Source organism: Pseudoxanthobacter soli DSM 19599, from assembly GCF_900148505.1.
Lineage (GTDB): Bacteria > Pseudomonadota > Alphaproteobacteria > Rhizobiales > Segnochrobactraceae > Pseudoxanthobacter > Pseudoxanthobacter soli.
The window spans coordinates 1,004,626-1,027,670 of sequence record NZ_FRXO01000001.1 but is presented as its reverse complement, the minus strand read 5'-3'; the positions used below and the strand labels follow the sequence as shown (position 1 = coordinate 1,027,670).

At 66.5% G+C, this 23,045-nt stretch carries 23 protein-coding genes; 8 read left to right on the top strand and 15 right to left on the bottom strand.

Going from position 1 to position 23,045, the window contains the following annotated elements; genetic code table 11:
* Nucleotides 1-69 precede the first annotated feature (69 nt).
* From BUF17_RS04360 to BUF17_RS04330, 7 genes are all read right to left on the bottom strand, one after another.
* Nucleotides 70-1,065, bottom strand: coding sequence for a Gfo/Idh/MocA family protein (locus tag BUF17_RS04360; protein ID WP_073625893.1), 996 nt, complete (start codon nt 1,063-1,065; stop codon nt 70-72).
* Nucleotides 1,062-1,943, bottom strand: a complete 882-nt coding sequence (locus BUF17_RS04355) for a sugar phosphate isomerase/epimerase family protein (RefSeq protein WP_073625892.1) — start codon at nt 1,941-1,943, stop codon at nt 1,062-1,064. The genes BUF17_RS04360 and BUF17_RS04355 overlap by 4 nt, the downstream gene beginning before the upstream one ends.
* Before the next feature lie 53 nt (nt 1,944-1,996).
* Nucleotides 1,997-2,830 (bottom strand): carbohydrate ABC transporter permease, encoded by an 834-nt coding sequence (locus BUF17_RS04350; RefSeq protein ID WP_073625891.1) that lies wholly within the window; start codon nt 2,828-2,830, stop codon nt 1,997-1,999.
* On the bottom strand, nt 2,827-3,783 hold the full coding sequence (locus BUF17_RS04345; protein WP_073625890.1) for a carbohydrate ABC transporter permease: 957 nt from the start codon (nt 3,781-3,783) through the stop codon (nt 2,827-2,829). Before BUF17_RS04345 ends, BUF17_RS04350 begins: the two co-directional genes overlap by 4 nt.
* A gap of 111 nt (nt 3,784-3,894) precedes the next feature.
* Nucleotides 3,895-5,133 carry an ABC transporter substrate-binding protein gene (locus BUF17_RS04340; protein WP_073625889.1) on the bottom strand — a complete coding sequence of 413 codons (1,239 nt, stop codon included), beginning with the start codon at nt 5,131-5,133 and terminating at the stop codon, nt 3,895-3,897.
* Nucleotides 5,134-5,184: 51 nt separating this feature from the next.
* Nucleotides 5,185-6,168, bottom strand: coding sequence for an alpha/beta hydrolase (locus BUF17_RS04335; RefSeq protein ID WP_073625888.1), 984 nt, complete (start codon nt 6,166-6,168; stop codon nt 5,185-5,187).
* Complete coding sequence (locus BUF17_RS04330; protein WP_073625887.1) at nt 6,165-6,851, bottom strand: GntR family transcriptional regulator; 687 nt, start codon at nt 6,849-6,851, stop codon at nt 6,165-6,167. Before BUF17_RS04330 ends, BUF17_RS04335 begins: the two co-directional genes overlap by 4 nt.
* A 124-nt stretch (nt 6,852-6,975) precedes the next feature.
* On the opposite strand from BUF17_RS04330, the gene BUF17_RS04325 reads away from it, so the two are divergent.
* The gene (locus BUF17_RS04325; protein WP_073625886.1) at nt 6,976-8,052 is read left to right on the top strand and encodes an ABC transporter ATP-binding protein; all 1,077 of its coding nucleotides are present in this window, start codon (nt 6,976-6,978) and stop codon (nt 8,050-8,052) included.
* Between the two features lie 71 nt (nt 8,053-8,123).
* On the opposite strand, the gene BUF17_RS04320 is transcribed toward BUF17_RS04325, so the two are convergent.
* Complete coding sequence (locus tag BUF17_RS04320) at nt 8,124-8,627, bottom strand: Lrp/AsnC family transcriptional regulator (protein WP_073625885.1); 504 nt, start codon at nt 8,625-8,627, stop codon at nt 8,124-8,126.
* Between the two features lie 134 nt (nt 8,628-8,761).
* Between BUF17_RS04320 and BUF17_RS04315 the strand changes: the two genes are divergently transcribed.
* Nucleotides 8,762-9,397 carry a LysE family translocator gene (locus BUF17_RS04315; RefSeq protein ID WP_073625884.1) on the top strand — a complete coding sequence of 212 codons (636 nt, stop codon included), beginning with the start codon at nt 8,762-8,764 and terminating at the stop codon, nt 9,395-9,397.
* Between the two features lie 102 nt (nt 9,398-9,499).
* Here the strand turns inward: BUF17_RS04315 and BUF17_RS04310 are convergent, their stop codons facing one another.
* The 6 genes from BUF17_RS04310 to BUF17_RS04285 all read right to left on the bottom strand — a co-directional run bounded on the left by BUF17_RS04310 (nt 9,500) and on the right by BUF17_RS04285 (nt 14,840).
* A complete protein-coding gene (locus tag BUF17_RS04310; protein WP_073625883.1) occupies nt 9,500-10,591 on the bottom strand; it encodes a lactonase family protein in 1,092 nt (363 codons plus the stop codon).
* A 3-nt stretch (nt 10,592-10,594) separates the two neighbouring features.
* Complete coding sequence (locus BUF17_RS04305; protein WP_210215383.1) at nt 10,595-11,509, bottom strand: NAD-dependent epimerase/dehydratase family protein; 915 nt, start codon at nt 11,507-11,509, stop codon at nt 10,595-10,597.
* Nucleotides 11,506-12,702 (bottom strand): alpha-hydroxy acid oxidase, encoded by a 1,197-nt coding sequence (locus BUF17_RS04300; RefSeq protein WP_073625882.1) that lies wholly within the window; start codon nt 12,700-12,702, stop codon nt 11,506-11,508. Before BUF17_RS04300 ends, BUF17_RS04305 begins: the two co-directional genes overlap by 4 nt.
* A 1-nt stretch (nt 12,703) precedes the next feature.
* Entirely contained in the window at nt 12,704-13,438 is a 735-nt protein-coding gene (locus BUF17_RS04295) for an SDR family NAD(P)-dependent oxidoreductase (RefSeq protein WP_073625881.1), read from the bottom strand.
* A gap of 138 nt (nt 13,439-13,576) precedes the next feature.
* On the bottom strand, nt 13,577-14,104 hold the full coding sequence (locus tag BUF17_RS04290) for a 2,4'-dihydroxyacetophenone dioxygenase family protein (RefSeq protein WP_073625880.1): 528 nt from the start codon (nt 14,102-14,104) through the stop codon (nt 13,577-13,579).
* 67 nt (nt 14,105-14,171) lie between these two features.
* On the bottom strand, nt 14,172-14,840 hold the full coding sequence (locus BUF17_RS04285; RefSeq protein ID WP_073625879.1) for a GntR family transcriptional regulator: 669 nt from the start codon (nt 14,838-14,840) through the stop codon (nt 14,172-14,174).
* Nucleotides 14,841-15,093: 253 nt separating this feature from the next.
* Here BUF17_RS04285 and BUF17_RS04280 point away from each other — a divergent pair, with 253 nt between their 5' ends.
* Genes BUF17_RS04280 through BUF17_RS04270 form a run of 3 tightly spaced genes read left to right on the top strand, consistent with a single transcriptional unit; the run spans nt 15,094 to nt 18,566 of the window.
* Nucleotides 15,094-16,041 (top strand): substrate-binding domain-containing protein, encoded by a 948-nt coding sequence (locus BUF17_RS04280; RefSeq protein WP_073625878.1) that lies wholly within the window; start codon nt 15,094-15,096, stop codon nt 16,039-16,041.
* A 34-nt stretch (nt 16,042-16,075) separates the two neighbouring features.
* Complete coding sequence (locus BUF17_RS04275) at nt 16,076-17,587, top strand: sugar ABC transporter ATP-binding protein (RefSeq protein ID WP_073625877.1); 1,512 nt, start codon at nt 16,076-16,078, stop codon at nt 17,585-17,587.
* Complete coding sequence (locus BUF17_RS04270) at nt 17,580-18,566, top strand: ABC transporter permease (protein WP_073625876.1); 987 nt, start codon at nt 17,580-17,582, stop codon at nt 18,564-18,566. The genes BUF17_RS04275 and BUF17_RS04270 overlap by 8 nt, the downstream gene beginning before the upstream one ends.
* Nucleotides 18,567-18,578: 12 nt before the next feature.
* Here the strand turns inward: BUF17_RS04270 and BUF17_RS04265 are convergent, their stop codons facing one another.
* Nucleotides 18,579-19,244 (bottom strand): GntR family transcriptional regulator, encoded by a 666-nt coding sequence (locus BUF17_RS04265; RefSeq protein ID WP_073625875.1) that lies wholly within the window; start codon nt 19,242-19,244, stop codon nt 18,579-18,581.
* 198 nt (nt 19,245-19,442) lie between these two features.
* Between BUF17_RS04265 and BUF17_RS04260 the strand changes: the two genes are divergently transcribed.
* Genes BUF17_RS04260 through BUF17_RS04250 form a run of 3 tightly spaced genes read left to right on the top strand, consistent with a single transcriptional unit; the run spans nt 19,443 to nt 23,040 of the window.
* On the top strand, nt 19,443-20,501 hold the full coding sequence (locus BUF17_RS04260; RefSeq protein ID WP_073625874.1) for an ABC transporter substrate-binding protein: 1,059 nt from the start codon (nt 19,443-19,445) through the stop codon (nt 20,499-20,501).
* Nucleotides 20,502-20,557: 56 nt separating this feature from the next.
* Nucleotides 20,558-22,084, top strand: a complete 1,527-nt coding sequence (locus BUF17_RS04255; RefSeq protein WP_139282398.1) for a sugar ABC transporter ATP-binding protein — start codon at nt 20,558-20,560, stop codon at nt 22,082-22,084.
* On the top strand, nt 22,084-23,040 hold the full coding sequence (locus BUF17_RS04250) for an ABC transporter permease (protein WP_073625873.1): 957 nt from the start codon (nt 22,084-22,086) through the stop codon (nt 23,038-23,040). Before BUF17_RS04255 ends, BUF17_RS04250 begins: the two co-directional genes overlap by 1 nt.
* Nucleotides 23,041-23,045: the final 5 nt, after the last annotated feature.

Below are 23,045 nucleotides of genomic sequence, written 5' to 3'. Positions count from 1 at the left end.
CGTTGTGCTCAGGCTCTGGAAGCCGCGCCGGTGCGTCTCGACGGGACGATGCTGGCGACCGGGCAGCGCTCAGAGATCGAGTTCGCGGCGCAGGGCCTCCAGCCGGTCCATGGCGACGACGCCGTCGGCGATGGTCGGCGCAGGCGTTACCTCGCCGCACAGGGCCGGAACCACGTCGGCGAGCAGCGAATGGTAGCCTTTCGGGTCTTCGTTCGCCGCCGCGGTGAAGTTCGGCTTCCAGGTCAGGCTGTCGACCGCGTCGTCGAGCGTCGCGCCGGGGTCGTCGATCTTGAAGGGCGGGTTTCGGTGCCACCGGATCTCGATGACATCGTCGACCTCGATGCGCTGGTGGTCGCCCATCAGTTCGATCCGCTCCACCGGGGTGCCGCGGGACTGTATGGTGCCCATCGCGATGTTGCCGATGGCGCCGCATTCGAACTCGAATCCGACGTGGAACAGCACCCGGCCGGGTGTCTTCTCGACCTTGCGGGCCGACAGCGTCTTCACCGGCGAGACCAGGAACGACACGAGATCCATGTAATGCACGCAGTGGTGCAGGAAGAAGCCGGTATAATCGACGTTTCCGGCGAAGTAACCCGGTGCCGTCATGTAATAGCCGGTGAGCCCGAGAACGTCGCCGAAGCGGCCGGAGCGGACGATATTGGCCGCCATCCTGTTGCCGACCGAATAGCGCTTCATGAAGCCGACCAGCACGGGCTTGCCGGCCTTCTCCGAGGCGGCGAGCAGTTCGCGCGCGCCTGCGGCGGTACCGGCCGGCGGCTTCTCGATGAACACGGGCAGGCCGCGTTCCAGCGCCTTCTTGCCGAAGGCGAGGTGCTGGTCGGGGCCGACCGCCATGCCGATGGCATCAAGGCCGGAAGTGGCGAGCAGCGTCTCGACATCGGTGGTGAGATTGGAGACGCCGAACTGCCGGCCCGCACCGGCGAGCCGCTGGCCATCGATGTCGCACAGCGCCGCGATCTGCACATCGTGGCGCACGAGTTGAGGAAGCAGCATCTGCGTTGCATGGACGCCGCAGCCGATCCAACCGATCTTGAGGGTCATCGACGGTATTCCGTGAGCGTGAGGTGCGACTTCATGAAGGCGACGCTGGCCGAGAGGCGGTCGCTCTCGTCTTCGTGCGGCGCGCGCCACTGGGCGAAGGGCACGCCGAAACGGTCGTCGCGGCGGCGGAACGGTTCGAGGGAGATCGGGCCGGTGTAGCCGATCTCATGCAGGGCGCGGCACACGGCGACCCAGTCGGTGGCGCCGGTGCCGGGAAAGCCGCGGTGGTTCTCGTTGGCCTGGAAGTGGGCGACACGATCGCCCGCGAGCAGGATCGCTTCGGCGATCGAACTCTCCTCCATGTGCATGTGGAAGGTGTCGAGCATCAGCTTGACGGCCGGATGATCGACTGCATCGAGCAACTCGAGGCCTTGCTGCGTGGTGCAGAGCACGTCGCTCTCGAAGCGGTTGAGCGGCTCCACCGCGAGGACGATGCCGGCCTTCGCCGCGTAATCGCCGGCCTCGCGCAGCCCGTCGACGCACCGCTGCTTGCGGGCGAGACGCTCGCTTTCCTCCACCGGCTGGGGCGGGCGGCCGGCGAACACCAGCGGATTGCCGGTGAGCGGCCCGCCAACGACGGTGGCGCCGAGGGCGACCGCCTGATCGACGGTGTATTTCAGGTACTCGATGCCGGCGCGATGGGCGTCGGCATCCGCCGAGGCGAGGTTGCGCTGGAGATTGACGCGGGCGGCGAGCACGATGCCGAGCCCGGCCTCGTCCAGTGCCCGGCGGGCAGCGGCGGCGTCGATCTCGCCGACTTCCGGCACGAGCAGCTCGACGAAGTCGTAGCCGTGCTCGCGCATGGTGGCGAAGAGCGGGAAATGCTCGGCCGTGAACGGCCTCGCATATTGCATGGAGATCAACCCGATCGGGTTCATGACACAGGTCCTTGGGTATGGTCCGTCGTGGGGTCGGTGGGAGCCGAGCGCGGTCAGCCCTTCACCGCCCCCTGGGTGAGGCCGCCGATGAGCCGGCGCTGGACGATGAGGAAGAGGAGTGTGGCGGGCAGCGCGCCGACGACCGCACCGGCGGCGAGCAGACCCCATTCGATCTGGTATTCGCCGATCAGGGTCTGGATGGCGACGGTGACGGTGCGGACGTTCCGCCCGCCGAGCGTCAGCGCGTAGAGATATTCGTTCCAGGCGGTGATGAAGATGTAGATGCCGGTGGAGATGATGCCCGGCATCATCAGCGGCAGCACGATGCGCCGCAGCGTCGTCAGCCGCGAGCAGCCGTCGGTCATCGCCGCCTCGTCGAGGCTCTTCGGGATGGCGCCGACATAGCTCGTCAGCATCCACACCGCGAAGGGGATCGCGACGGTGGCGTTGGCGAGGATCAGCGCGAAATGGGTGTCGAGCAGGCCGAGCCGCCGCATCAGCACGAACAGCGGCAGGATCAGCAGCACGACCGGGAACATGTTGATGAGCAGGAACTGCAGCATCAGGAAACGGCGCCCGACGAACCGGAAGCGGGAGAACGCATAGGCCGCGCTGACCGCGACGGCGAGGCCGACGATCATCGTGCCGCCCGCCACGATCAGGCTGTCGAGCATGTTCTTCAGGAACGAGGTCTGCTCGAACAGGCGGACGTAGTTGTCGAGGCTCCAGCCCGACGGCGACAGCGACACGCCGCTCGCCGCGATCTCCGCCGAGGGGGTGAGCGAGGTCAGCACCATCCAGGCGAACGGCGCCATGGCGAAGAGGACGATGGCGGCCACCGGCAGGTCGGTGGTGAGGATGCGGCGCAGGGTGGACGGGCGGTTCATTTCTCCACCTCGCGCATGGTGCGGGCCAGATAGACGGCGACGAAGGCCCCGAGCAGGATCGTGAAGGTCACGGCGAGCGCGCTGCCGTAGCCGAAATCGAGGTTCTGCCGCGCCTTGATGAAGGCGTAGAGCGGCAGGGTGTGGGTGGAGTAGCCGGGGCCGCCGCCGGTCATCACGAAGATGACGTCCATCGAGTTCGCGACCCAGATCACGCGCAGCAGCCCGGCAGTGGCGAGCACCGGCATGATGCCCGGCAGCGTGACGTGGCGGAACTGGCGCCAGGCCGAGGCGCCATCGAGGGCCGCGGCCTCGTACTGGCTCCTCGGAATGCCCTGAAGGCCGGCGAGGATCATCACCGCGAAGAACGGGAAGCCCTGCCAGGTGAGGGTCGCGATGATGGCGTAGAGCGCCACATGCGGATCGGCCAGCCAGGGAACGGCCGACTGAACCACCGACAGATAGACCAGCAGGTCGTTGAGCACGCCGGTGTTGGGGTCGTAGATCCAGCGCCACATCAGCGCGATCACGACGCTCGGCAGCGCCCAGGGAATGATGACGAGCGCGCGGGCGAGACCCCGCCACGGGAATTCGCGGTTGAGCAGGATCGCGGTGACGAGGCCGAGGCCCATCTGCAACGGCACTGTGAGGCCGATCCAGATCACCGTGTTCCACAAGGCCACCCAGAACACCGGATCGGCCCAGAGCTTGACGTAGTTGCCGAAGCCGACGAAGCGGCTGGCGTTGGGCCGGAACAGCACGAGATCGTAGAAGCTCGTCACCACGGCCTGCGCCATCGGCAGGAACACGATGACGGCGGTGACGATCACGGCAGGCGCCAGCAGCCAGTAGGGCGTGACCCGGGCGCTGCGCCAGGACGGCACGGCCTTGCGGACCGGAGCGGTTGGACGCGGGCGGGCCGGCCCGGACGCGGGTATCGTTGAGGCGGCAGACATGGCGGTCTCTTCAGGTTCTCGCCGTGGGGCGCGCGCAAGGGGCATGTCGGTGACAGCGGCGCGCGGAGGAGAGAGACGGCACCCGGTTCGCCCGGGCGCCGTCCGACGGCGTCACTGCGTGAACAGCGTGTTGAGCTCGTCCATCATCTGCTGCGAGGTGATCTGCCCGGTCAGCGCCCGCTGCATCTGGGTCTGCCAGGCGGTGTTGACGAATTCGGAGGTCGCGGACGTCGCCGGCAGGACGTGGGCGAACGGCAGCGACTCGATGGTGGCGTCGACGAAGCGGCGCTCGTGCAGCTTCCAGTCCTTGGCGCCGGACTTGGTGACCGTCATCTGGCCGGTGGCGCTGTTGAAGTCGACATTGTTCTGGCCTTCGGCCAGGAACGAAATCCACTTCCAAGCCGCATCCTTGACGGTCGAAGAGGAGAAGATCGCCAGCGACTCGTCGCCATAGGAGGTCCAGCGGCCGTCCTCACCCTCGCCGCAACGCGGCACAGGCACGGCCGAGACCTTGTCGCCGAGCGCAGCGACGAGATCCTTCGACGAGCCGATGTGGTGGATCGTCATCGCGGTCTTGCCGGACTTGAAGGCGGCGATGATCTCCTGGAAGCCGTCGTTCGGGGCGGAGGGCGGGATTACCTTGTCCTTCTGGAACAGGTCGATGACCCACTGGTTGGCCGCGACCGCCTCGGGCGTCGTCAGGCCGCCGGCCTTGAACTTCGCGCCGCGCGAGAACACGAACGAACCCCACTGGTCCCAGCCGCCCTTGCCGCCGCGCAGGCCGAATCCGTAGCGCTCCGGCGCGTGGGTGAGCTTGATGGCCGCTTCGCGGAACTCGTCGCAGGTCGCCGGCGGCTTCAGGCCGGCTTCGGCGAACAGATCGGTGCGGTAATAGAGATAGAGCACGACATATTGCACCGGCAGATAATACTGCACGCCGTCCGGCCCCTTGTTGAGGGTCAGCAGGTTGTCGAGCAGGTCCGCCTTGCCCGGCCACGCGTCGATGCGGTCGCCGATCGGCTCAAGCGCCCCCATCTCGACGAGGCGCGGCTGGGCGAACAGCTTGACCATCGCCGCGTCCGGCGCATTGCCGCCGATCAGCGCCGTATAGAGATTGTCGTAGTAGCTGTTCCAGGGAACGTTCTCGGCTTCGATCTTGATGCCGGGATTGGCCTTCTCGAACTTCGCAACGAGATCCGACATCGGATTGGCCGGATTGTCGAAATGGTACCAGAAGCGGACCGTCTCGGCGCTGGCGGTGCCGGCGGCGAGGCCGGTCGCAACGGCCGCCGCGACGGCGAGACCCTTTGCGAGGCTTTTGAGGCGCGCGAAGCGCGTCGGGCTCTTCATGGTCGTTTCTCCCGTGTGAATGGCCGTTTTCGGCCTTGATGGTCTGTTGGCTCAGGCGAAGAAGCCGCGCGCGGCGCGCCCGGCGGCAGCGAGCGCCACGCGGGCGGCAGCGAGGTCGCGGGTGTATTGAAGGAAGCCGTGGACGACGCCCGGCACGATGTCGAAGCGGTCGTCGCGTCCGAGCGCGGCGAGGCGAGCGGCGAGGCGCGCCGTGTCCCCGAACAGCGGATCGACGCCGGCCGCCATCAGATAGAGCGGGGGCAGAGCGCCAAGCGCGGCATCGCCGGCATCGAGGGGGCAGGCGAGGGGATCACCGTTCAGCGCGCGTCCGCCGGCATACCAGGACCAGTAGCGGCCCATGCGGGCGGTGGTGAGCCCGGGCCCCTCGGCGAAGCGCACGTAGGCCTCGCCCGAGAGGTCGGCCGTGTAGTTGCCGTAGAACAGCAGCCCTCCGTCGGGCAGGGGGCGCCCCTCGCGCTCTTCGTGCAGCATCGCGGCGAGCGCGAGGTTGGCGCCGGCGGAATCGCCGGACACCAGCAGCGGCGCGGGGGCGACGGACGCCACCGTTCCCGCGGCAAGCGCGCGAAAGGTGGCGACGACGTCAAGTAGCCCTGCGGGATAGGGGTGCTCCGGCGCAAGCCGATAATCCGGCAGCACGACCGTCATGCCGGCTTCCAGCGCGAGCACGCGCGCACAACGCTCGTGGGTCTGCGGGCTGCAGAAGGCGAAGCCGCCGCCATGGACGTAGAGGATCGTTCCGGCGCCGGCATCCGGCGGCGTGATGATGAGAAGCGGCACCTCGGCCGAGCCGAGTGCGGGATTGGCCGGCACGCGGGCATTGGTCACGGCAGCCATCGGCGGCAGATCCACGTTCCAGCGGGCATTGGTCCGCGCCGCGAGAGCGCGGCCTTCGGCCGGCGGAAGAAGCGTGCCGTCCGGCACCGGTCCCGTTTCGGCCGCCACCGCGTCGAGCAGGGCGCGCATCTCCGGTGAGAGGATGCCGGGATCGGTCGAGCCGTCTCCGCGCGCGCTCATTGATTCGACCCCGGGAACAGCTCTGGCCCGAGATCGACGATGGTGGCGATGTGGTGCCGCATGGCCGCGCTGGCCGCGGCGACGTCGCCGCCGGCGATGGCGTCGATCAGGGTGCGATGGCGCATCGCCGTCGCGGTGAGGTTGCGGACGCCGAGGCTGCGGGAAATCTTGAAGCGGTGATTGTGGATCAGGCAGCGATGCAGGATCGGATCGAGCGCGGGAAGCCGCGCGTCCTGCAGGATGCGGCGATGGAAATCCCGGTCGATCGCAGCGAGCTGGAGTTCGTCGTCGGCTTCCGCCGCCCGCAGCATGTCGCCCAGCATGGCCTCGAGATCGGGAATGAGCGTCCGGCTCGGCGCCGCCATCGTGCGGGGCAGGCCGGCACTCTCGATGTGGTCGCGCAGGCGGAACATTTCCGCCGCCTCGTCCTCGGTGCAATCCGACACCTGGGTGCCGCGGTGGCCGCGGCGGTGGACGAGTCCTTCCTCCTGCAACTGCAGCAGCGCCTCGCGCACCGTGCCCTGGCTGCAGCCGAAATGGGCGGCGAGGTCGAGTTCTGTCAGACCGGCACCCGCCGGCAGCGTGCCGAGCATGATGTCGCGCTTCAATGCGTTGAACGCGGTGCTGGCCTTGGGCGGGCGGCCCGCCGACCTGCTCGTTGACTTGCCGGAAAGATACACCATGCGGACGGACCAGATCGCGGGTTGCCGGCTGTGAGCGGGGGTTGCCACAGGATCGGAATATCATTATCGATAATGATAACGATAATGCAGTCAAGCCCTAAACGGCGACCTTGGAGGAAACGGGATGTCAGCGATCGCTCTGAAGGGCGTGCGCAAGGCCTATGGCGACGTGGAAGTGATCCGCCGCATCGATTTCGAGATCGAGAGCGGCGAGTTCCTGGTGCTGGTCGGTCCGTCCGGCTGCGGAAAGTCCACGCTGCTGCGCATGATCGCCGGGCTGGAGGAGATCACCGGCGGTGATCTCGATATCGCAGGCGCCCGGGTGAACGACCTGCCGCCGGCCGAGCGCAACATCGCCATGGTGTTCCAGGATTACGCGCTCTATCCGCATATGAGCGTCGAGGAGAACATGTCGTTCGGCCTGAAGATGCGCGGCGCGAACGAGAACGAGATCGGCCGCCGGGTGGCTCACGCCGCGGGCATCCTCAAGATCGAGGACTTTCTCGGCCGCCGCCCGTCGCAACTCTCCGGGGGGCAGCGCCAGCGCGTCGCCATGGGCCGGGCGATCGTGCGCGAGCCGGCGGCCTTCCTGTTCGACGAGCCGCTTTCCAATCTCGATGCGGCGCTGCGGGTCGAGATGCGGCTCGAAATCGCCAAGCTGCACAACCGCATGAAGGCGACCACCGTCTATGTCACCCACGACCAGGTGGAGGCGATGACGCTCGCCGACCGGATCGTGGTGATGAATGCCGGCCACGTCGAGCAGATCGGGGCGCCGCTGGAGCTCTACCATCGTCCTGCGACGCTGTTCGTCGCGCGTTTCATCGGCAGCCCGACCATGAACACGCTGCCGGCCACCGTCGCGGGGCAGGGAAGCTCGCTCGCCATGCTGGGCGCGACCGTCGCCCTTCCCGACGCGGTGCGCCCGTTCCTGCGGGAGGGACAGAATCTCGTCGCCGGCATCCGGCCGGAGGACCTGGAACTCTGCGGTCCGGACGAGGCGTGGTTCGCCGGCGAGATCGCGGTCGCCGAGCGGCTCGGCAGTCAGACCTATGCCTATGTCGAGGTCGGGCATACGAGGATGCTGACCGTCGAATGCCCGCGCGCGGCCGATATCGCCGCCGGCCAGCGTGTGCATGTGCGCGGCGCCCCCTCGAAGCTGCACCTGTTCGATGCCGCAGGCGGTGCTCGAATCGGCTGACTCCGGCCGTCCGGGCCGGACGGTCGGGTGCGTTCCGAGATCGCACTCGAACCGACGCGGCCGCTCTCACCTCAGGGTGTCTGAGGCCCGGTCGCGGCAGGCAGGTGGTCCAGCGGTAACGCCCCGGCTGCCTTCACCGTCTGGATGGCGAAATTGCTGCGGATGTCGCTCACGCCCGGCAGCCTGAGCAGCGCATCGAGCAACAGGCGCTCGTAGGCGGCGAGGTCGGGAACCGCGACCTGGAGGAGGAAATCGGCCTCGCCGGAAACGAGATGGCATGAAATCACCTCCGGCAGCGACTGGACGGCCTCGCGGAAGGCCGCGGCCGCCTCGTCGCGATGCTGCTCGACCTTGATGCCGACGAACACCGTCAAGCCGAGGCCGATACCGCCCCGGTCGAGTGCGGCGTGGTAGCCGCGGATTACGCCCGCTTTCTCCAGCATCCGGACCCGCCGCAGGCAGGGCGACGGCGAGAGGCCGACTTCCTCGGCGAGTTCGACATTGGTCAGGCGGCCGTCTCGCTGGAGCGCGGCGAGGATTCGGCGGTCGATGGCATCGAGCTTCAATATTGGCATCTCCTGGCGAAATGGACCGTTCCTGCTGGCATGATATGCCAACAACAGGCCATTTCGAGGTGATATTCGCAAGGACTCACCATCGCATTCCCGGGTACGAACGTCTCCGTCGAACAAAGCGGAGGAAGTGAACGATGGCTGGCTTATGGGTCTTCGCCGGCGCGCTCTGCCTTGCCTATCTCGTGCCCGGGCCGGACATGGTGCTGATCCTGCAGACGAGCGCACTCAGCGGCAGGACCCACGCCTTCGCGGTAGCGGCAGGACTTGCGGCAGCCCGCGCGACGCATGTCGGCCTTGCCGCCGTCGGTCTTGCCGCGCTGCTGCAAGCGGCACCGACATTGTTCGATCTCGTGCGCCTCGCCGGTGCCGCCTATCTTGTCTGGATCGGTATCGGGATGCTTCGGGCTTCGGACTTATGGCGCGAAGCGGGCAGCCTGCGGGCGGCGGGAGCCCGCCGATCATGGACCGCGTCCCTGCGCCGGGGCCTGCTCACCAACCTGCTCAATCCCAAGGCGCTTCTGTTCTGTTCGGTTCTGCTGCCGCAATTCATCCGCGCCGATGATGGCAACTCTGCGGGGCAGTTCCTGATGCTGGGGGCAATCCTCGTCGCCGTCGGCCTTGTCTTCGACCTCGCCTATGCGGGCGTCGGCGCGGCGCTCGGGCGGTGGATGGCGAGGCACCCGATCGTCCAGCGCCTGCAGAAGTGGATCTTCGCCTGCGCGCTGATCGGCTTCGGCCTGCGGCTGGCACTCGGCCACCGTTCGTCGTGATGCGCGAAGGTGGCCTCCGTCCGGTTCCGGACGGCCATTGCCGGCGGCACACTACGCGGCATGACGCGGCCTTCGGTGCCTCCGCGTCGTCGACGGGCGTGCCTATGCCGCGGCATCTGGCGGCGCGGACGGGCAAATGGCCACGCATACCGGACTTCCGATGGCGAAAGGTCCGCCCAAAGGCGAGATAGCCCCTGTGTCGGGCTCAATCCGCAGGACGGTCAGCGAATGGCTGTCCTGATGGGCGACGATCATCGTTCGCCCATCGTCGGAGATCGCGAATTCACGCGGAGTGCGGCCGCCGGTCGGAACCGTGGCGAGAAACACCGGCAGGCCGGACGCGGTCTGCGTGTCGAAGACCGCGATGCTGTCGTCGCCCCGGTTCGACGAATAGAGAAACCGTCCCTCCGGGTGCAGCCGGATCGCGGCGGAGCTGCTCGGGACGGCATGTCCCGGGGCGAGCGTCGGGACGTGACCGAGAAGTTCAGGGCCCGACGGCCCGAAACGCCATGTCGAGACCAGATTGCCCAACTCGCTGACCACGAACAGCCGCGTACCGTCCCGTGAAAATGTCATATGCCGCGGCAGGGAGCCGGGAGGAGCCCGCAGCACAAGATCGGGTTCCGCCGCGACAGCGCCACCCTCCGTGAGCGGGTAGCGCACGATCTCGTCCGTGCCGGCGTCGCAGATCCACACGTGGGTGCCGCCGGTTGAGGCGAGGGCGAAATGCGCGTGCGGTCCGTCCTGCCGCTCGGGGTTGGGGCCGCGGCCCGTGCGACGCAGAACGGTGGGCGCGCCGTGGGGCAGGCCGCCTCCGTCCAAAGGCCATGTGACGAACGAGCCGTCGAGATAGTTCGAGAGAAACAGCCGCGTGCCACCGGCATCGAGGCCGATGTGACAGGGCCAGGCGCCATGGGCCGGCACCTTCGCCCGCTGCGCCAGCCGCGCCGCCGCCGTGTCGCAGGCGAACACGGTCAGCGTCGCTTCGTCCGCGTCCAGTTCCTCGACCGCGTAGAGAAGGTCTCCGTCGAGTTTCAGATAGCTGGGGTTCCGGATGTCGGGATGCGACGCCACCGGGGTGAAGCGGCCCGATTCCGTGTCCAGGTCGACGAACGAGATGCCTTCACCGCGGGCCTGCACATGGGGCAGGGAATGGGTGTAGGAGCCGATGATCAGGCGAAGCGTCCGGGTCATGGATCAGTCGAGTCCCTTCTCGAGGTGACGGTAGATGTCGTCCTGTGGGGCATAGCCGAGATGGCGGCGCGCGGCTGTCAGGCTCCAGTCAGAACCGGAATTGTCGGACACGCCATTGACGATCAGGCCCGGCGCCGGCCAGCCGGCGTCATCGGCCGTCAGGGCTGCGATCACCAGGCGTTCGAAATCGCCGTTCGAGATCCACATGTTGCGGAACCAGCGCAGGGCCCGCGCCTCATCGGGCGCCGCAGCCTCCGTCGCGCCTTGGCCCGTCGGCGAGCCGGAAACGCTGATGTCGCGCGGGTCGTTCTCGCCGGGCAGCGCCCAGCCGATCCGCAGAGATACCGCGGTCATCCGGCCCTCCGATTGCGCGGCGAGCATCAGGAAGAAGCGCTCGGCGATGGCCTTCGAGGCGCCGTAGGGCGTCGAATCGAGGTCGATATGCCCATTGTTCCAGCGCGTGCCGGGGGCCGGCGGCAGATCCTCGCTCATCCTGCCCCCGGAAACCGTCTCGGCGAGCGGCGCATCCTTGTAGCCGCCGATGGCGTGGTTGGACGAGCAGTTGACGAAGCGACCGACGCCGGCGGCAAGGGCGGCCAGACCGAGGTTGAAGGTCATGTCGGACGAGGCCATGGCGTCGGCCCAATCGCTTTCGGGTACGGGATTGACCGCCGCGAAATGCAGCACGGCATCGACACCGTCGAGATGGCCCCGCCACTCACCTTTGGCATCGGTCAGATCGGCGCCATGGGATGTGACCTTGCCGGAGGGCGGCGGGGGAGGCCGGCGCGGCGAGTGCAGGGCGGTGATGCGCCGGCACCATGGCAGGCGCGAGAGCAGCGCCACGGATTTGCCGCCGAGATTGCCGCCCGCGCCCGTGACAAGGACATGGCCGGGGAGCTTATGAATGCGGGTCACGCTTGCCCTCCGGAAATCGAATTGAAGACAGGGCGAAGGACTTCAGGGCCAAGGTTCCGGATGTCGGTGCATCCGAGCAGGGCGAGGACGCGGTCCACTTCCTGCGTCAGCAGGTGAATCGCCCGTGCCGCGCCCTTTTCGCCGCCGGCCGCGAGGCCATAAAGCGTCGCGCGTCCGAGGAGGACGGCGTCCGCCCCAAGGGCGCGGGCCTTGACGATGTCGCTGCCTCTGCGGAAGCCGCCATCGATCAGAACGGCCACGTGACCTTTCAGGAGGGCGGCGACGTCCGGGAGAATTTCCATCGGAGAGATGGCGCCATCCAGTTGCCGCCCACCGTGATTGCTGAGGATCACGCCATCGACGCCGAAATGCCGGGCCTGCTCTGCATCATGCGGGTCGAGAATGCCCTTCACGATCAGCTTTCCCGGCCACAGGTCGCGCAGCCATGCGATGTCCTGCCAGTTCAGCGAGGGGTCGAGCTCGCGCGCCAGGATGGCGGAGGCACCGGCCGCATGGTCCTTGCCCGGCGGCAGCAGGTCGCCAAGGTTGCGAAATCTCGGCATTCCGTCGGGCAGGAACACGTCGCACAGCCAGCGCGGATGACAGGCCGTGTCGATCAGGTTGCGAAGCGTGAGCCGGGCGCCTGAGCGGAAGTTGCGCGCATCCCATTCGCGATTGCCGTAGGCGGGGAGATCTGTTGTGACGATCAGTGCCTCGAACCCCGCACGCTCGGCGCGCTTGGCGATATCGTGCACGAATCGGCGAGACCGGTAGAGATAGACCTGCATCCAGAGACGGCCGCCCGCCTTGTCCGCGATGTCCTCGAGCGCGGTGTTCGAAACGTTGGAGAGGGTGAACGGTATCCCCGCGGCGGCGGCGGCGCGGGCCAGAGCCAGATCGCCCCGCCGCGTCAGCATGCCGTTGAATCCGGTCGGGCCGATCAGAAAGGGCGAGGCAATCGGCTGCCCGAACAGATCGACGGACCGGACGCGCCGGGTCACGTCGACCAGGGTCCGCGGCAGGAAGGCCCATCCCTCAAAAACGCTGCGGTTGCGCCGAAGTGTGACTTCGTCCTCGGCGCCGCCTTCCAGATATTCGCGGCAGAAATTCGGGATGCGCCGCATCGCCATGCGGCGCAGTTCTTCGATGCTGCGGGCGCGCTCCACATCGTGGCCGGAATAATAGCGTCGCATGTCAGGTGATCAGATAGCCGCCGTCGATCACCAGCACGGCGCCGGTGACGAAACTGGAAAGCGGAGAGGAGAGATAGGCCACGCCGCCCGTCAGTTCCTCGGGTTTGCCCCACCGCTCCATCGGCGTGCGCGACAGGATGGCGCGCGCCCGGCCTTCGTCCTGCTGAAGGGCGCGGGTAAGCGGCGTGTCGATCCAGCCCGGCGCGATGGCATTCACGCGAATCCCCTCTTTCGCGTAGGCGATCGCCAGTGATTTCGTCAGTTGGGCCACACCGCCCTTCGACGCCGAGTAGCCCGGCACCAGCCCGCCGCCGAAGAAGGAGAGCATCGACGCGGTGTTGACGATGGTCCCGCGGCTCTGCGCCAGCAAGGGCCGGGCAGCGGTGCAGGTGCGCATCGTTCCCGTCAGGTTGATATCGACGACATCGGCGAAGACCTCCGGCTCGCATTCGTCGCCGCGCCGGATGATGCCAGCGCAGTTCACCAGATGATCGAGGCGGGGCAGAGCGGCGAACAGAGCGCTCACGGCTGCGCCATCGCGAACATCGAGAACGCGGGCGTCGATACCGGGCATCTCATCGCGGGCGCGGGCGACCTCCGCCTCGGTCGCTCCGGTTACGACGACGCGGGCGCCTTCGCTCTGGAAGCCCCGGGCGATGGCGGCGCCTATGCCCGACGTCGCGCCGGTGACGACCAGAACCTTGTCGCGAAAACAATCGATCGGCCAGATAGCCATGGGTTCACCTCTCGCTAGAACGCCTTCCGATCTGATGGGATCATCGGATCGACAAGAAATCGCTCCAGCTTCAAAAGCTTGATCATATCCTTGCCGTTCAGAGCGGTTTGATCTGAACGGGACATGATCTGACCGGATTCAACGGATGAAACGCTCGACATAGTCGGAGCCAAGACCGACCTCGTCGAAGTGCTTTCGGCACATGTCGATCTTGGTGAAGACGTCTTCGTATCCGAGAACCTTTCCCCACGGGTCGACGTAACACATCACGCCATTGACCTGGAAATAGGTGATCATCTCCTCGACATCGTCGGGCACAACGAGCGTGTGGGTCTCGCCGGGCGGCTCGTAGACGTAGCCGCCTTCTTCTGCGACCCAGTCGTGTTCCAGATAGTACCAGCGCCCCTTCAACACCCAGCCATGGACCGGCTGCGGGTGACGGTGGCGGGAGAGCACACCCGCTTTGCGCACCTTCAGCAGGTTCATCCAGTATCCCTGCGAACGGTTGAGACAGAGCGGGCGGAACCACACGTTTTCGGCCTGCGGCACCCAGAGCCGTTCGTCGCAGTTTACGGCGTTGGGTATGACGATCTCTTCCAGCGCGTCCTTGGGAAAGGGGAGCTGATAGGGAGTTCTGGGATTTTCGTCTTTTTCCTGAAGGCCCATTTTTCTGCCCTTGTTGTGATAGGTAACAGGTTAGTTCAGGTCGCGTCTCGCTATCGCGTGGCCGTCTTCAGCCGGTTGCGAGAAACGCCTCGTAATAGGTTTCGGTGTGCTCCACATGCTCGCGCAGGATCGACTGCAGGCCCGGCAGATCGGCAGCGACCACGCGATCGCGAATTTCCTGATGCTGGCGGATGGAGAATTCGTTGTGCGGCCGCGCCTGGGAAAAGCGGTTGCGCAGCGCCGCGAAGGCCGACGAGACCCGCGCGCGGTAGGTCTCGTAAAGATAGGGGGAATCGGCCAACTCGAAGAAGATCAGGTGCAAAGCGGTGTCGAGCTGGTGGTAAGTGTTGCTGTCATCCCGACTGAGCGCCACCAGCATCTGCGCGTAATTCTCCGTCACCAGTTGCGATAGACGAAGCGGGGCGCGCTGTATCGACAGTCGGGCGGCCTCCAGCTCCAGCGCGATCCGCAATTCGCACAGGGAGCGCAATGCTTCATGGGTCGGGCGGAAGACATACGTCCCGGACTGAGGACGGATCTCCACCAAGCCCTCGGACTGCAGGCGTCCATAGGCGGCGCGGATCGGTGCCTTGGTGACCTCATAGGCATCGGCAAGCTGCTGTTCGGAAATCTTCTCTCCCAGTTGCAGGACGCCGTTCACGATGTCGTCGCGCAGGCGCTCGAGGACGATCTCGTTGATTGGCCTGGGGCGTTCGATCTTGCGTGAAAGGTTCATTGCGAAAGGTTCCCGTGTGGTCGCTCGCCGCGGGCCGGATCAGCCGACCATAACCGGCCGGTTGACCCGTCGCTACGCCGCAACCCAACCGGTTCGTTCCCGTTCCATCATCTCGCTTGAAATGTAAGATGTAACATGTCAGATGTGCAAGGCCACATCGCCGCTATCCCGGATTTTGTTCCGGATGACAGCCGGCGGGGAAGCCGGGCCCGTCGCGGCAGGCTTCACGACCAAGGCAATAAGGGAGGACATCATGAAGCTTTTGAAATACGCCGCCCTCGCGCTCGCCCTTTCGGCCGGAGCCGCCCGGGCCGATGACATCTCCATCGCCGGCGTCATCTTCCAGCAGGACATGTTCATGCGCAGCGTGGAGCTCGGCATGAAGGCCGCCGCCAAACAGGCCGGCGTCGAGATCCTGACCGCCAATTCCGACAACAAGCTGGAGAAGGAGGCCGCGCTGATCGACACCTACATCGCCCGCGGCATCAAGGCGATCGTGATCGCCCCGCTGGGTGAGGAGGCGTCGATTCCCGCCCTGAAGCGCGCCGTCGATGCCGGCATCAAGGTGGTAACCTGGACCACGGGCGTTAAGTCCGACCTGCCGGTCGCGACCGTCGGCTCTTCCGGCACCAACATGGGCAAAGGTACGGGCGAAGCTGCCGCCGCCTACATCAAGGATCATCTCGGCGGCAAGGCAAAGGTCGCGCTGATCGGCTTCCGCGCCCAGCTCGCTTCGCTCAGCGATGAGCGGACGAACGGCTTCCTTGATGCGGCCAAGTCCGGCGGGGAACTCGACATCGTGTCCCGGCAGGACGCCTGGCTCGCCGAGCAGGCCGTCCGCGTGGTGACGGATATGCTGACGGCCAATCCGGACATCCAGATCATCTACGCGGCCAACGAAGGCGGGACCGTCGGGGCGGTGCAGGCGGTGATGCGCGCCGGCCGTCAGGGCGAGGTCTATGTCTTCGGTACCGACGGCTCGGAGCAGATCGTCCGGTTCCTTCAGGACGAGAAGGGAGCGCTCTACGCCACCACGGCGGCCCAGCCGAAACTGATCGGCGAAGATGCCGTCCAGGCGGCTATCGCCGCGGTGAAGGGGGAGCCCGTCGAGCGTCACATCGAGGTGCCGGTCATTCCCCTGTCTCGTGCCAATCCCGAGGCCATCGCGGCCTATGCGGCGACGCTGACGAAGACCAACTGATGCCGCTGTCCGCCCCCGATTGCCCGAGGTGCCCATGACAGAGGCAAATTCCATAGAACTGCGCGGAGTCACAAAGGCTTACGGCGAGAACATCGCGCTGCGTGACGTCTCGCTGTGTTTTGGCGCCGGGCGCGTTCACGCCCTGATGGGCAAGAACGGCTCGGGGAAATCGACCCTGATCGAGATGATCGCCGGCTCCATCTCTCCGACGATCGGAGAGCTGTGGGTCGGCGGTCGCCGGGTGGAGCTGACGGGTCCCGGAGACGCGCTCGCGGCCGGGATCGCGACCGTCCATCAGGAATTGTCGCTGGTGCCGTCGCTGACCATCGCCGAGAACATCTTTCTCGGCCGCCTGCCCAGGCGCCGCCGGTTCGGGGTCAATTCGGTGGACTGGTCGCGCATCCGCCGCGAGGCGGCCGTCCTGCTGGCCGACATGGAGGTCGATCTCGACGCCGATCAGCGCGTCGACCGGCTGACCGTCGGCCAGCAGCAGGCGGTCGAGATCGTCAAGGCGGCGGCGAGCAATCCCAAGATCCTGCTTCTGGACGAGCCGACATCCGCACTTGCCGGCCATGAGGTCGGGCAGCTCTTCGCGCTGATCCGGCGTCTGCGCGACCGGGGCGTGACCGTCATCTACATCTCGCATCGCATGAACGAATTGTTCGAGATCTGCGACACCTGCACCGTCCTGCGCGACGGCATGCTCGTGGGTGCGGTCGAACTCGCGCGGTCCAGCCCCGCCGAGATCGTCTCGATGATGTTCGGCGAGCGGGCTACGCACCGCATCGCCCGGTCCGATGTGGTGCGGACGACGCCGGTCCTCGAAGTGCAGGGGCTGGGGCGCGGAGGCGTCTTCTCGGACGTCTCGTTTTCGCTCTATCCCGGCGAGGTTCTGGGCTTCGCCGGCATGCTCGGATCGGGTCGGACCGAGGTGCTGCGCGCAATCTTCGGGGCGGATCATCCCGACCGCGGGCGGATCGTGCTGGACGGGCGGGAGGTTCCAAACCCGACGCCGCGGCGAATGCGCGATCTGGGGCTGGCCTACACCCCCGAGGATCGAAAGCACCAGTCGCTGGTGCAGATCGCCTCCATTTCCGACAATCTCGTCCTGGCCAACCTGTCGCGCATCGCACCCGGCGGGATCCTGCAGCCCCGGCTGCAGCAGGGTCTGGTCGATCGCCGCATCCTCGATCTGCAGATCAAGGTCGCCGATCCTGGCCTGCCGGTCTCCTCACTTTCAGGCGGCAACCAGCAGAAGGTGGTGGTCGGCAACTGGCTGAACACCGGGCCGCGCGTCATCTTCTTCGACGAACCCACCCGGGGTATCGACCTGGCGGCCAAACAGCAGATCTTCGACATCGTCGCGGCGCAGTCGGCGGCAGGCGTGGCCTCGGTGTTCGTCTCCAGTGAACTGGAAGAAGTGCACAGCATCGCGCACCGGATCCTCGTGCTGCACCACGGGCGGGTCGTGGGCGAGGTCGATCCCGGCCGTGTCAGTCTCAGCGATCTCTACAGCTATTGCATGAAAGGAACCCTCGATGTCTGAGGCGGCGACCTTTCAGGGGCCGCCGCGCGCACGGCGCGGCTGGTCCCTGCGTTTCTACATCATGGAAGTCTGCCTGGTGGCGCTGATCGTGGCGCTGTTCCTGCTGGCGCCCGGCTTCGGCAGTTCGGCGAACCTGCTGAACGTGTTCCGCAGCGTGTCGATGCTGGGCATCATCGCCTTCGGCATGACGGCGGTGATCATCAGCGGCGAGATCGACCTGTCGGTGGGATCGGGCGTCGCGCTGGCCGGCTGCTTCGCGGCGTGGGCGGTGGACCTTCTGACGCCGGTGACGGGCGATGTGGCCGCCGTATCGCTCGGTGCCGTGGGCGCGCTGGCGATCTGTATGGCCTGCGGTCTTTTCACCGGCACGCTGCGGGCGCGGTTCAACGTGCCGAGCTTCATCACCACGCTCGGTCTCTTCACGGCGATGCGCGGTGCCGCCAACCTGCTGACCGACGGCTTTCCGCTGGCCAGTTTCCCCACCTGGTTCGGCTTTTTCGGCAACGGCAGCGTCTACGGCATTCCCTTTCCCGTCTTCGTGTTCGTGGCGGTGTTCGCGGGGATGCACTTCCTGATGTCCCACACGGCCTTCGGCCGCGCGGTCTACGCGGTGGGCGGCAATGCCGAGGCGGCGCGCCTGTCCGGGATCCGGGTGGGCGTGGTCAAGACGATGACCTTCGTCATCACAGGCGGCCTGACGGCGATCTCGGGACTGCTCATCGCCTCGCAGATCGGGTCGGGCACGGGATCGACCGCGGCAGGACTCGAGCTCGATGTCATCGCGGCGGTGATCATCGGCGGCACCAATCTGTTCGGCGGACGCGGGCGAATTACCGGCACGCTGATCGGCGTGCTGTTCCTGGGCTTCATCGGCAATGGAATGACGCTGATGAACGTGTCGGACTATTGGCAATATGTCGTGCGGGGAGGGCTGATCGTGGGCGCGATCTTGCTCAATCAGGTGCTTGAACGCCGCTGAGCACGCTGATGCTCAGCCCTTCGTGATGTCCTCCACGCCGATCTCATATGTCTCCTGGGTGCGCGCCAGATGCGCATCCAGGATCGCCGAAAGCCGCTCCATGTCGCGATCACGCACGGCGGCGACGATCTGCGTGTGCTCCGCCAGCGACAGCGATGTGTGCTGGGGCCTTACCGCGAGATGGGTGCGCAAAGCCGCGATCTTGCCCGAATAGAGCGCGTAGGCGCTCTGCAGATAGGGATTGCCGCAATGGGCGAAAAAGGCCAGGTGAAAGGCGGTGTCCAGGTCCAGATAGCGCCTCACGTCGCCTTCGCCGAGCGCCCGCAGCATCTCCCGTTCGATCCGCTCGAGATCGGCGAGCAGCGCGCCGGCATTTTCCGCCATGGCGAATTGCAGGGCCGCATTTTCGGTGACCCGGCGGAAGGCGCAGATCGCGCGCACCTCGCGTGAGCTGAGGGTGAAGACCCGCACGCCCGACTGGGGCACGATCGTCACCAGCCCTTCATTGCGCAACTGAGCCAGAGCTTCGCGCACAGGGGTCTTCGATACCTTCAGCTCCGCCGAAATGCTGCGCTCGGAGATCGACGCGCCCAGCGGCACTTCGCCCCGCACGATCATGTTGCGGACGTGCTCCGTCACCAGAGCCGTCAGGGATCTCGGGCGTTCGAGTTCGGTCATGGCGCCTCCTTTGCCGCACATCTAGTCGTACTTGGTGCACCAGATGTCAATTCTTCCCGCCGTTCGAGCTGTTTCCCCAACGATCTCAAGAAAAGCGTCCAGACAGACAGCTGCGAATTGACATCTGGTGCACCAGATGGCAGTTTGCATTCAGCAAGGGACGCGCAGACGTTCCGCGCGAATAATGGGAGGAAATTCATGTTGAGAACGGTCCGGGCCGCCCTTCTGGCGACCCTGTGCTTCGCTGCGCCCGCCTTTGCCCAGGACGTCAGCCTGATGGACGGAATGGTGCCGCGGGAGGGTGTGAATCCGGTCATCCCGGCCGGCAAGTTCACCAAGGCCCCTCCCTGGAAGATCGGATTCAGCATCTGGGGGTTCGGCAACACCTGGATGATCCAGATGGCGCAGGAGGCCGAGTACGCCGCCTCCCAGAATCCCAATATCCAGGAGTTCATCGTCACCAACGCCGATTCCAATCCGACCAAGCAGATCGCCGACATCGAGGACCTGGTCGCGCAGGGGGTCGACGCGCTGGTGGTCGCGCCGATCAGCCTCACCGCCGTCTCGCCGGTGATCGAGAAGGCGACGGCGGCGGGCATTCCCGTGGTCGTCCACTCGACTGCGGTGGATACCGACAAATATACGGTTGAGCTGCAGGGCGACCCCATCCATTTCGGCAAGGTGATGGGCGACTTCATCGTCCAGCAGTTGAACGGCAAGGGCCGGATCTGGGTGCTGCGCGGACAGGCGGGCGTTTCGGAGGATCAGCTGCGCTATGACGGGCTGGTCGAGGCGCTCAAGGGCACCGATATCGTCATCTCGTCCGAACAGCACGGCGACTGGTCCTACGACAAGGGCAAGCAGGTCTGCGAAGCGCTGGCCCTCAGCGATCCGAATCCCGATGGCATCTGGTCGTCCGGCGCGGCGATGAGCCATGCCTGCATCGAGGTGTTCCAGGAGCTTGGCCAGCCGATCCCGCCGATATCGGGCGAGGGCAACAACGGGTTCTTCGGCGTCTGGAAGGCGGCGAACGCGACGTCGATGGCCGCCGTTTTCCCGCCCGAGCAGGGTGCGGCCGCGGTGCGGGCGGCGGTGGCGCTGCTGGAAGGCAAGCCGCTCTATCACCGCTATGTCGGGCGTCCCGCCCCGATCCTGCAGGAACGTCGCGACAGCTTCTATCGTCCCGACCTGAACGACAACCTCTGGTTCCCCACCAGTCTTCCTGAAGAGAAGCTCAAGGAAATCTTCAAGAAGTGAAGCGCCGGCGCAGGCGGCTTCTGCCGCCTGCGCGGATGCCGACCGTGGAGGGGACGATGTATCTGCTAGAGGCGAGAGGCCTGACCAAGGCCTATGCCGGGGTGATGTGCCTCGGCGACGTCACGCTGCGGGGCCGTGCGGGCTCTGTCCACGCGGTGACCGGAGAGAATGGCGCGGGCAAGTCCACGTTGATGAAGATCATCGGCGGCGTGGTGCGCCCGGATGCGGGCAGCATCCTTCTGCGCGGCGCCGAGGTGGCCTTCGCTTCGCCGCTTGAGGCGCTGCGGGGAGGCGTCTCGACGGTCTTCCAGGAGCTCTCGCTGATCGAGAACCTCACGATCGCCGAAAGCCTGTTCCTGGGGCACGAACCCGCCACCTGGTACGGGGCGCTCGACCGGGCGCGGATGCTGCGCGAAGCGCGGCGTGTGCTCGAAGAGGTGGGGCTCGATCTCGATCCACGCCGCTTCATCGCATCGCTGACGGTCGCCGAACAGCAGATGGTCGAAATCGCCCGCGGCGTTTCGGCCAATGCCGATATCTTCATCTTCGACGAGCCGACGGCCGCGCTGGGCGCGGAAGACGTCGTGAAGCTGAAGCGTCTGATCCGCGACTTGCAGGCTGCGGGACGTCTGATCTTCTACATTTCACACCGGCTCGACGAGATCTTCGACCTCTGCGACACCGTGACGGTGCTAAAGGACGGCCGGCTGGTCGACACCCGGCCGGTCGCAAGTCTCGACCGCGACGGCCTCGTGTCGATGATGGTGGGGCGCAGTCTCGAGGATTATTTTCCGGGCGCCGGAACGGCGACCAATCAGGCCGCGCTGCGGGTGACGGACCTGCGCCTGCGGGAGGGGGTCCCTCCCGTCTCCCTGACGGTGCATAAGGGCGAAATCGTCGGACTGGCGGGCCTGGAAGGGCAGGGCCAACGCGAAATCTTGCGGGCTCTTGCCGGTGCCGAACCCTGCGCGGGCGTGACGGTCGAGACCTTCGCGGCCGATGGCGGTCTCCGTCGCCACGATCCCGCACGCGGGGTGGCCGCCCAGGTCGCGGACAACATCGTCTTCATGCCCGAGGATCGCAAGAAGGAGGGGCTCTACCTCTCGCTTCCCATCGACGAGAACATGGCCCTCGGCCTGCACCAGAAGCGGGGACTGGGGGCGGTGGCGCGCAGCCATGGCGCCGGCGTGGCAGGGATGATGCGGATGCTGCACGTCAAGGCCACCTCCGCCGTGCAGCCGGTTGGGACGCTATCGGGCGGCAATCAGCAGAAGGTGATGCTGGGCCGCTGGCTGATGTCGGGCGCCCGTGTCCTGCTGATCGAGGAGCCGACCCGCGGCGTCGACGTCGGGGCCAAGGCCGAGATCTACGCGATCCTGCGGGACTTCGTGGCCCAGGACGGCGGCGCGATCCTCCTGATGTCGCGCGAGATGAACGAACTGATTGGCCTTTGCGACCGCATCCTGGTGGTCCGCGGCGGCCGGATCGTCGCCGGGTTCTCTTCTGGTGGGGTGACCGAGGAAAGCATCCTTCATGCCGCCATCACCGACGGGCCTCATGAACCGCAGAGGAGGGCGTCGTGATGGCTGTGCTTTCGGCAGTGCGGCAGGCGCTTCGGGGTCAGGCTCGCTCACGCCGCGGCGCGCAAGGACTGGCGCTCCTCCTGCTCGTCATCGTTGCGCTTTTTCTGGCCGCGGTCAGTGACCGTTTCACCAGTGTCGCCAACCTGTCCAACCTGCTGATCCAGGCGGCGCCCCTGCTGCTGGTCGCGCTCGGGCAGACGGTGGTGATCCTCGCCGGCGGTCTCGATGTGTCGGTCGGTGCGGTAGTGGGCCTTGCGACCGCCATCGTCGCCAGCCCGCTGCCGCCCGAAATCGCCGTGCCGCTGGCGTTGGCGGCGGGCGCGGCGGTCGGCGCCGTGAACGGCATTCTGGTTGGACCTTTGCGGCTTCACCCGATCGTCGCCACGCTGTCGACGGGCTCCATCGTCACGGGGCTTGCCCTGACCCTGCGTCCCACACCAGGCGGGAATGTTCCCGGCTTTCTGATCGCCAGTGCCAACGAGCGGTTTCTCGGCATCCCGCTGGCGGTCTGCTGGAGTGCCGTCGGCCTTTTCGTAGCCTGGTGGATCCTGTCGCGGACACGTCTCGGGTTGCACATCCTGTCTCTGGGCGGGTCGACTGCGAATGCGCGGCTGAACGGCATTCCCGTCCAGCGGCGGGTGATCGCCGCCTATGTGATCTGCGCGATCTTCGCAGCTTTCGGCGGGTTGCTGCTGGCCGGCCGCATTTCGTCGGGCGATGCGACGGTGGGGCTTCCCTTGACGGTCAGCTCGCTCGCCGCGGTGGCGCTCGGCGGCACGCAGATGACCGGCGGGATCGGCGGAGTACTCGGCACCCTGATGGGCAGCCTGCTGCTCGCCATGCTGGCCAACGGCATGAACCTGATGAACGTCTCGCCCTTCCTGCAATCCATCCTCAACGGCGTGCTTCTGCTGATCGCGATCAGCTTCACCCGCCGTCGCCAGTTCGGCCTGTGAGGGAG